The organism is Pirellulales bacterium (genome assembly GCA_036267355.1).
In the GTDB taxonomy this organism is placed as follows: Bacteria; Planctomycetota; Planctomycetia; order Pirellulales; family DATAWG01; genus DATAWG01.
Window position 1 is genome coordinate 1 of sequence record DATAWG010000116.1, and the last position, 9,006, is coordinate 9,006.

The following is a 9,006-nucleotide window of genomic DNA, read 5'->3' on the forward strand; positions in this document are numbered from 1 at the left end:
CCATTCGATGCAGCTTCGATTTGCAATCGTCGCAATGGGCGTTGCGTTTGCCGCCGGTCTGCCGGCTTTCGGCCAAGCGCGGCAGCCGCGCCTGCCGCGCACGGTCCAATCGGTGGTCGAACCATGGATTCAGAAGTTTGAACCGCCCGGCGTGATTGTGGTGATTCGCCGGGAGGATGAAACCGCATTCTTCCCCTTCGGCGAAGCCGATCGAGAACGGCACGTTTCGATTTCACCCGACTCGATCTTCGAACTGGCCTCGGTCACCAAGGTCTTTACAACGACTTCTTTGGCAATCGAGGTCGACGCGGGGCGGATGCAATTGAATGATCCGGTGCACAAATATCTTCCGGCGTTGAAGAGCGGCAGCGACATTCGTTCCGTGACGTTGCAACAACTTGCCACGCACACCTCGAGCCTGCCGCGAACGGCAAGCCCCGATCCGCGCGGCGGATGGGATCGCCGGCAACTTTTGGATTGGCTTGTCGCTTGGCACGCGGCCTATCCGCCGGGAACGAGAAGCCTTTATTCCAACTTGGCGGTTGGCGTGCTCGGAGATGCGATTGCCGCGAAAGAACAGAAACCGCTCCAAGAAGTTTGGGACCGACAGTTTCTCGATCCACTCGACATGAAGAGCACGTTTTTCGACATTCCGCAATCGGGCGCCGATCGGCTCGTTCGCGGCTACAACGCGAAAGGGCTTCCCGTCGAACGGTCGAATGAGAATGTTGGCTGGCCGGCTGCCGGCCGCCTCTGCTCATCGGGACGCGATATGTCAAAGTTTCTCGCCGCGAATCTCGGCGAAGCGAAAGACCATGCGGCAATAACCAAGGCGATGCGATTCGCGCAACGGCCCTATTTCAAGGCCTCGGAGCACATGACGCAGGGGCTGGCATGGCAACTCGTCCATATCGACGGCGAACTCGTTATCGACAAGAACGGCGGGCTGCCGGGCACGTCGACCTATATCGGCATGATCCCATCGCGCCGACTGGGAGTTGTCGTGATGGCAAATCGCGGCAAATGTGCCGCAACCGCCGTCGGCCGCCGCCTGCTCTTTACTCTGGTTGGCGGCACTCCCAAATCCGAATCGTATCTCGCGGAACGCGGAGACGCGGATTGAGGCGAAGGCGCGGATTGAAATGAGCCGGAAGCCGCACGGCACATCTTGGGCTCGGCCTGAAAGGCCGATCCCGCTAGCGCAGGCCGGAGCCACGCAAGCGGCGGAGGGCTTGGTCGTCAGCTCGTGCGACGGGCCGGCCCAGAAAGGGCCCGTCGAGCCTGTGTCTGCGGCGGCAACTCCCGGACCACCATTAGCGGGCTTACGAGAGCGGAGGGCACGGGGCTCGAACCCGCAACCGGTTTCCCGGCACGACATTTCCAGTGTCGCCGCTAGCCATTCGCTTACCCTCCGAGTTCATTCTCCGATCGCGATCCAAACGATTTGCGATCGTTCGGAAGTTGGCTTTCAGACCAATCTTAGCCGACGCGGCTGAGATTGCAAAGTCGGCGTCTTCGCTGCCTCGGGGCCACGAATGCGACCGGCATTAATCGCCGCGGTCGGCGAAACTGCGATGGGGGCGTCCTGGGTTATGGCCCGTTTTGGCTCCGTAAATGAGGATGTAACAGTATTTCGGGTTGTTTTGGCCGCGATTTGCGCGTAGAATGCCTCGGTTCCGATTTTTTCGCAGAAGCCTGTTTTTTTGCCGGGTTGCCGCAGCCATGAATTGCATGCCAGAGAATAAAGCGTGCTATCGTTCGGCTGTGTTGAATTCCCACCCGCCGGACCGCAAATAGGAATTGCCCCGCTTCAGATTGGTCTTGCCGCATGAGGTAAGACGATCTCGAGCGGGGTTGTCTCACCCGCTTGCAAGGTGGCCCGCACACGCGGCAGAGCGTGCTGGCAAGGCCCGATTCCCAGACCTGCAAGCCAAGCCACCTTTGCCAGGGTTCGAAGCCCGGCGAAGTCTGCCCGCTCTTCCACCGCAGCCAGCCATACCTCAACCTTCACCCTCACCCCCGCCCTTCCTCCGATGCGCCGCAACGACATCCGCAATATCGCCATCATCGCCCACGTCGACCACGGCAAGACCACTCTTGTCGACTGCCTGCTTCGGCAAAGCGGCGAATTCCGCGCCAGCCAATTGGTCGGCGAATGCATCCTCGATTCCAACGAATTGGAACGCGAGCGTGGCATCACGATCTTGGCGAAGAATATCGCGCTGCACTACAAGGATGTGAAGATCAATTTGATCGACACGCCCGGGCACGCCGATTTCGGCGGCGAAGTGGAGCGCGTGCTCCGATTGGCCGACGGTGCGCTGGTGTTGGTGGATGCGGCCGAGGGGCCGATGCCGCAAACCCGCTTTGTGCTCACCAAGGCGCTCGAATGCGGATTGCAACCGATCGTGGTGATCAACAAGATCGACCGCCCCGACGCGCGGGCGGAAGAGGTGCTCAACGAGGTGTTCGAGCTGTTCCTTGATCTGGGTGCCAACGACGAGTTGGCCGATTTCCCTTATATTTTCGCCACCGGCCGCGGCGGCTACGCCACGCACGATCCGTCCACCAAGACCGATTCGATCCATCCGCTGTTGGATATGGTGCTCGAGCGCGTTCCGGGGCCGGAGATCGACGAAAATGCCCCGCTGCAAATACTCGTCACCACGCTCGATTGGTCCGACTACGTTGGCCGAATCGCCATCGGCCGTATCCAATCGGGAACGCTGAAGCGCGGGCAAACGGTCGCCCTGATGCAGGCCGGCGATCGCACGGTGCCGGCCAAAGCCACGACCGTGTATCTATTCGACAAGCTTGGCCGCAGGGAAGTCGAGGAAGCGACGGCCGGCGACATCGCGGCCGTGGTCGGTCTGCCCGACGTCGAAATCGGCGACACGATCAGCGACGCCGCCACTCCCCGCGCGATGCCGCGTCTGGCGGTCGACGAGCCGACGCTGCAAATGGTGTTCTGCGTCAATACATCGCCGATGGCGGGCCGTAGCGGCAAGTATCTTACGACGCGGCATCTTCGCGACCGGCTCGAGCGCGAGCTGGAGCGCAATGTCGCGCTGCGCGTCGAAGCGATCGAAGGGACCGAAAGTTTTGCCGTCAGCGGCCGCGGATTGCTGCACCTGGGCGTGCTCATCGAAACGATGCGCCGCGAGGGATACGAACTGGCGATCGGCAAGCCGCGCGTGATCACACGCCAGGTAAACGGAATTACCGAAGAGCCGTTCGAAAGCCTCGTGATCGAAGTGCCGCACGAAAAGATGGGGCCGGTAATGGAATTGGTCGGCGGGCGGCGGGCCCGAATGATCGAAATGCACAACCGCGGCGAATTCGCCCATCTGCTGTTTTCGATTCCGGCTCGCGGCTTGATCGGCTTGCGCACGCGCTTGCTGAATGCCACGCAAGGCACCGCGGTGATCCATCACCGTTTCGAGGCCTATCGGCCGATCGAAGGCGAAGTGCCGGGGCGCGCCAATGGGGTGCTGGTTTCGATGACCAGCGGCAAGGCCGTGGCCTTCGGGCTCGATGGCTTGCAGGATCGGGCCGAGATGTTTATCGGGCCCGGCGAGGAGGTTTATGAGGGGATGATCGTCGGCGAAAACAGCCGCACCGGCGACATGACCGTCAATCCCACGAAGGAAAAGAAGCTCACCAACATGCGGGCGACCGGCAGCGATCGCAATATTCTCTTGAAGCCGCCGCGCCAGCTCACGCTCGAAGCGGCCTTGGAATACATCGAGGAAGATGAGTTGGTCGAGGTCACTCCGGACAGAATTCGCCTGCGAAAAATTCTCCGCACCGAACACGAGCGCCGCCGCGAAGCCCGCCAGCGGGCGTAGGGGTGTCGAGAATCGCTTCGACAACCGGCTTGGCCTGCCTCGTCAGCGCTGCGGGCCAGTGTTCTTCGAAAATCGCCCATTGTAGCCCGAAGCGTTGGCAAGGGGCGCGCCGCAATGGCGACTCGAGCATTCGGGGTGCTCAGACGCACTCGCGCCGCCAACGATAGGCTGCCCGTTTTCACGGGAGTTGGGGCCACGGTTGCCGGATTTTCCAGGGTCGCGCCCCGCGCTTCGGGCGTTGCCGGCGATTTCGACTCCGCGGCAACTGTTTGTAAACGATTAATACGCCGAAAGAGTCAAAAATCTCGACCTATAGTTGGTTTGGCCCCCTCAAAGGGGCTCTCGATGCGGCGGGGCAGGCCAGCCGCTCGAAATCCCTGTCGAGAGTCATACGAAGCAATGAGCACCGTTGCGGCGAGCGAAAGGGATCAGCGCGCCCTGATGCCCATCGGCATCGGCACCTTAAGCATCTCGTGTGCGCTGGAGTTCGACGTGTATTTGCCGGCCGATAAGGGCGCCGACACGACGCTCTATCGCCGCCGCACGTATCCCTTCACGCAGGCCGATGTCGAACGTCTGGCCGGCCGGGGTATCCGCACGCTCTATATATCGTTCGACGATTCGCGAAACTACCGCGACTACGTTCGAGAACACATTCTCAAGAATGAAGCCATTCCCGCGGCCGACCGCTATATCGCCCTGCGCGAGGCGACACGCGTCGTGCTTTCCGAATTGCTCTCCAACGGGGATCCCACGAGCGCCGTCGATGCGACACGGGATGTCAGCCAAGAAATGGTTCGCACCGTTTGCGATTCGAAGCTGCTTGTGAACGAATTGCTCAAGGCAATGTCGCACGACTACAGCGGTTTCACGCATGCGATGAACGTGTCGTCCTACTCCCTATTGCTCGCCAAGCGGCTCGGCATTTCCGACCAGGAGGAGCTGCTCCGAATCGGCCAAGGGGCCTTGCTCCACGATATCGGCATGCAGTTCATTCCCCGTCGCATCCTCGACAAACCGCGAAAGCTCACGGACAAGGAACGGCAAGTGGTGCAGCAGCATACGACGCGCGGCTTCGCCGAACTCTGCCGCCGCACCGACCTGACGACGGGCCAATTGATGATGGTCTATGGGCATCATGAGCGCTGCGACGGTCGCGGCTATCCGACTGCCCTGGTGCGATCCGAGATTCACGAGCACGCACGGCTCTGTGCCGTGGTCGACGTTTACGCGGCGCTGACCAACGACCGGCCGCACCGTACGGCCTCTCGCCATGCGAACGTAATCGAGTATTTGGATCGGCAGGCGGGCCGAGCTTTTGACGAGGAGATGACCCGATGCTGGATCGATGCAGTCCAGAACAAGCAATAGCGGATTGGATCTACGGCCTTCCCAATCACGTCCGATTTCCGGCGAATCTGCGCGCGAATTTCGAGCGCACCGGTCCGACCACGACCGTGGCTGAGGATGTCCGCAGCAGTGTTCGCGTTCATTGCAGCGGCAACAGCCATCGCGCGGCCCTTGGGCTTCGGCAAACGTTGCCCGCGTTCCCGCGCGACACCGCCTGGCAATCGGTGTTCACCACGAATATTTCGAAAAGCGGCTGCGGATTCTTTCACGGCGAGATCCTTTATCCGAGCGAACGCTTCGATTTAATCCTGCTGACGGGAATTCAGCGGTGGATCGAGGTGGTGTGGTGTCGGCGGATCGACACGAATTGCTTCGTCGTCGGCTCGCGATTCTGCAATCCATCCGACGCTGTCGGCAAAGGAACTGAGAAATGACGATCTCGGAGCAGAATGTCGATGAAGAACTCGACGGATTATTCGACCGGCTCGTGTTCCTCGCCGAGGATCCGAGCCTCGCCGCCGTCGATCGCGAGGGAAGTGCGGCGGCCGCCGAAGCCCGCCTCGCGCCGCCCGGCCGTAGCGACGAATTGAGCGTGGCCGACGAGCAACCGATCGCAGGGCAAGCCGCGGCGCCGGTCGGTCGCTTCTTTCCGGTCGCGCCGCGGTCGATCGCCGAGACCCATATCGGTGAAAACGAGATCGAGGCGATCGTGCTCCGGTTCTTGATGTTTCGCGGAGTTTGCCGCGGCGTTGAAATCGCTCAGCAAATCGGCCTGCAATTCGCCATCGTCGAGCGGCTGTTTCACGCGCTCAAGGCGCAGCGGCTGGTCGCACACCGAAGCGCCGCCAACCTGACCGACTACGTCTACGAAATTACCGACCAGGGTGTCCATCGCGTCGAGCAGCATTCCGCCAATCGCCGTTATTGCGGCACCGTGCCCGTCTCGCTTGCCGACTACGAAGCCAGCGTCGCAGCCCAATCGCTCAGCCAATTGCAGCCGACCGTGGAGGATTTGCAACGCGCCTTCAGCGATCTGACGCTGAGCCATGAAATGTTCTGCCGCCTCGGCCTGGCGATCACTTCGGGCAAGGGCCTTTTCTTGCATGGCCGGCCCGGCAACGGCAAGACCAGCGTTGCCGAACGGATTACCTCCGTCTATGGCACAACGATTTGGATTCCGCGCACGATCAGCGTCTGCGGCGAAGTCATTCGTATTTTCGACCCGAGTTGCCACGAAGAATTGCCGCTGGCAAAAGGAGACCGCATCGTCGACGACGAAAAGATCGACCATCGCTGGGTGCGGATCCGCCGGCCGACGATCGTCGTCGGCGGCGAACTTACGATGCGAAATCTGGAACTGACGCTGAACGACGATATCGGCGTTTCGGAGGCGCCGGTGCAAATGAAGAGCAATTGCGGAACGCTCGTGATCGACGATTTCGGCCGCCAGCAAATCGCTCCCGCCGAACTGCTCAATCGTTGGATTGTGCCGTTGGAAAAGCGCTACGACTATCTGGGCCTCTCCAGCGGGCGAAAGTTCTGCGTGCCGTTCGACCAATTCATCGTCTTCTCGACGAATCTCGAGCCTAAGGACTTGGTCGACGAAGCGTTTTTGCGGCGAATCCCCTACAAGATCGAAATCGAGAATCCCACGGCAAGCCAGTTTCGTGGACTGTTCGAGCGGACCTGTCGGAAAGCGGGGCTCGAGTTTTGCCCGGCAGCGTTCGACAAGCTCGTCGCAAAGCACTATACGCAAGCAGGTCGCGAGATGCGGTTTTGCCATCCGCGCGACTTGCTTCACCAGGTCGGCATTTTCTGCAAGTTCCTCAAGATTCCGCCGGCCGCACGCTTCGAAGCATTGGAAATCGCCGCAAAGAACTACTTCTCGACGACCGGCTTCTAAGGCTCGGCCGAAAAATCACCCTAACCGCAAGGGGAGAGGTCTTGTGGAGACTGTTGTTTTTTCCGGTCGAGCCGAAGCTGGCCGCTCGTGGCAAGCTGTTCGGATTGCATCGAGTTTGATGCGTGGAAGGAAAGCAACGCGGCCCACGATGCGGCCGTGAGTTGTAAACCGCTGCCGGGCTGGCATTTGAATCGCGCTAGTCGTCTGCGGCACAACCGGCAGATTCGCGCCGCCTGGCAAAATCGAAAAAAAACTCCCCTTCGGCATAATCCGTAACCGACACCTATAGTCAGGCAACTCGTTCCACGGAAAGAGTCGTCGGGGGGAGTCGGCTCGGTTCATCGAGCCAGGGGGTCAAGCGGGTCGGCGAATTCTCGCCTGCCGCCACGGCTCGGGAGCGCACACGCTTCCGATCCGCGTCGGCACGATCCAGCCCGCGCGGCCAGCGGTGCCGAATCTCTCCCGGCGACTTTCCCCGGCGAACGCCGCAGCAATAGCGGCCGAACGTTGCCGAAACTCGATGTTACCGAGAGCCCATTGAAGCCCGGAAGTTCGGCGCGACGCGATCGTTGCCGCACACGGGGGCATTTCAACCCGCAACGGATTCGCTCTCGATTTGGTGGATGCAAAGGTCAGTCGCGACTTCACAGGAGGAAATCATGCAACGTTTGTTCTTCGGATTGGCGATCGCCGCAGCGGCCTTGGCCACCAGCTTGGCGCTGGCGGGCGATCAGGCGACAACGTCGTCGGATCAGCAGTTGGCAAATCAGGTCAAAGCCAGCCTGTGCAGCGGTCAATTGCACCACTACGCCATCGATGTGAAAGTGGCCGGCGGCACCTGCTGGCTCAACGGCACGGTGACCAATCGGCAGCAGTTGGACACGGCACTCGATATCGTCGCGGAAACTGCGGGCATCGAAAAGGTAGTCAACGGTTTGAAGATGACCCAACCGTCGGCTCAGGTCGTGCAAGTGTCGGCCTCGCCCGAGCCAACGATGTCGGCCCAATTGGCGATTGGCGCCGGTCCGGTCGAGAATCCGACCGGCACGGTCGGCGTCGAAGCGCATGCCGTGGGCGCCCCGCGCCCGTTGGCCATGGCCCGGGCCCAACCGCTGCCGGGCGCTCCTGGCTGTGCGCCGGCCTATGGCCCGAATGGGATGGGCGGCGGGATGAGCGGCGGCCCGATTCCGGCCTACGCCCCTGGCGCTGGCGGCGGAATTGCCCCGGCTCACTTCGATCGAGCCAACATGCCTGGCTACGCGTGGCCCAGCTATGCCGCGTATCCGAACTATGCCAGCATCACCTATCCGCGGCAGTATTCGCCGACCGCTTGGCCGTTCATCGGACCGTTCTATCCGTATCCGCAGGTGCCGCTCGGCTGGCGGAAAGTGACGCTCGAATGGCACAACGGCTGGTGGAATCTCGACTTCAAAGACGGCGACGGCGGTTGCCACTAATCGCCACGGGCCGATTCCCAACAGCTTGATCTGATGTTGATTCCTCCGACCCCTGGGGCAACCGCCGCCAGGGGTTTTTGCTGCGCTTGGGCGGGGAAAGCGATCTGGCTACGGCTCGCGGTTCGCTTGCGGTTTCGCGCGTCGCGCTAGCATCGGCGGATGTGAAAGAAGGGGGACAGACACCTCGCGAATCCGTTTTTTCGAGGGGTTTCAGACCGGGATCGAGCCAGTCCCCATTCTTTCAACGGCACGCAGCCCTGCTAACCCAACTTCCCCAGCCGTCGAACAAAATTCCCGTTGGCGGCACGTTTTCCAAGTTTTTTCGCCGTAAGTCGTTGCACGGTGGCGATGGGGCGAGAACTGTCGAGATATTTGGTTCGCAAGGGCGTGTAGTGGAAAAAGTCCTGGCGAATGGCCGCTAACATGGGGGCATGTTCCTCAGGCCCTA

At 61.1% G+C, this 9,006-nt stretch carries 7 protein-coding genes and 1 tRNA gene; 6 read left to right on the forward strand and 2 right to left on the reverse strand.

Annotated elements, in window-relative coordinates:
* Positions 1-1,123, forward strand: a 1,123-nt coding sequence (locus VHX65_18360) for a serine hydrolase (GenBank protein HEX4000519.1), incomplete at its 5' end; no start/stop codon positions are given.
* A gap of 208 nt (positions 1,124-1,331) precedes the next feature.
* On the opposite strand, the gene VHX65_18365 is transcribed toward VHX65_18360, so the two are convergent.
* Positions 1,332-1,413: transfer RNA gene (locus tag VHX65_18365), tRNA-Ser, on the reverse strand.
* Between the two features lie 620 nt (positions 1,414-2,033).
* Here VHX65_18365 and typA point away from each other — a divergent pair.
* From typA to VHX65_18390, 5 genes are all read left to right on the forward strand, one after another.
* Entirely contained in the window at positions 2,034-3,848 is a 1,815-nt protein-coding gene (gene typA / locus VHX65_18370; GenBank protein HEX4000520.1) for a translational GTPase TypA, read from the forward strand.
* Between the two features lie 399 nt (positions 3,849-4,247).
* Positions 4,248-5,219 (forward strand): HD domain-containing phosphohydrolase, encoded by a 972-nt coding sequence (locus VHX65_18375; GenBank protein ID HEX4000521.1) that lies wholly within the window; start codon positions 4,248-4,250, stop codon positions 5,217-5,219.
* Positions 5,186-5,632: a hypothetical protein gene (locus VHX65_18380; protein HEX4000522.1), complete on the forward strand. Its 447-nt coding sequence runs from the start codon at positions 5,186-5,188 to the stop codon at positions 5,630-5,632. The genes VHX65_18375 and VHX65_18380 overlap by 34 nt, the downstream gene beginning before the upstream one ends.
* The gene (locus tag VHX65_18385; GenBank protein HEX4000523.1) at positions 5,629-7,101 is read left to right on the forward strand and encodes an AAA family ATPase; all 1,473 of its coding nucleotides are present in this window, start codon (positions 5,629-5,631) and stop codon (positions 7,099-7,101) included. Before VHX65_18380 ends, VHX65_18385 begins: the two co-directional genes overlap by 4 nt.
* Before the next feature lie 659 nt (positions 7,102-7,760).
* Positions 7,761-8,558, forward strand: coding sequence for a BON domain-containing protein (locus VHX65_18390; GenBank protein HEX4000524.1), 798 nt, complete (start codon positions 7,761-7,763; stop codon positions 8,556-8,558).
* Between the two features lie 260 nt (positions 8,559-8,818).
* Here the strand turns inward: VHX65_18390 and VHX65_18395 are convergent.
* A partial coding sequence (locus VHX65_18395) for a hypothetical protein (protein HEX4000525.1) occupies positions 8,819-9,006 on the reverse strand: 188 nt, incomplete at its 5' end.

Coding starts and splice junctions, on each gene's coding strand:
- VHX65_18380 (HEX4000522.1), top strand. CDS start 5,186: ATGCTGGATCGATGCAGTCCAGAACAAGCAATAGCGGATTGGATCTAC.
- VHX65_18385 (HEX4000523.1), top strand. CDS start 5,629: ATGACGATCTCGGAGCAGAATGTCGATGAAGAACTCGACGGATTATTC.
- VHX65_18375 (HEX4000521.1), top strand. CDS start 4,248: ATGAGCACCGTTGCGGCGAGCGAAAGGGATCAGCGCGCCCTGATGCCC.
- typA (HEX4000520.1), top strand. CDS start 2,034: ATGCGCCGCAACGACATCCGCAATATCGCCATCATCGCCCACGTCGAC.
- VHX65_18390 (HEX4000524.1), top strand. CDS start 7,761: ATGCAACGTTTGTTCTTCGGATTGGCGATCGCCGCAGCGGCCTTGGCC.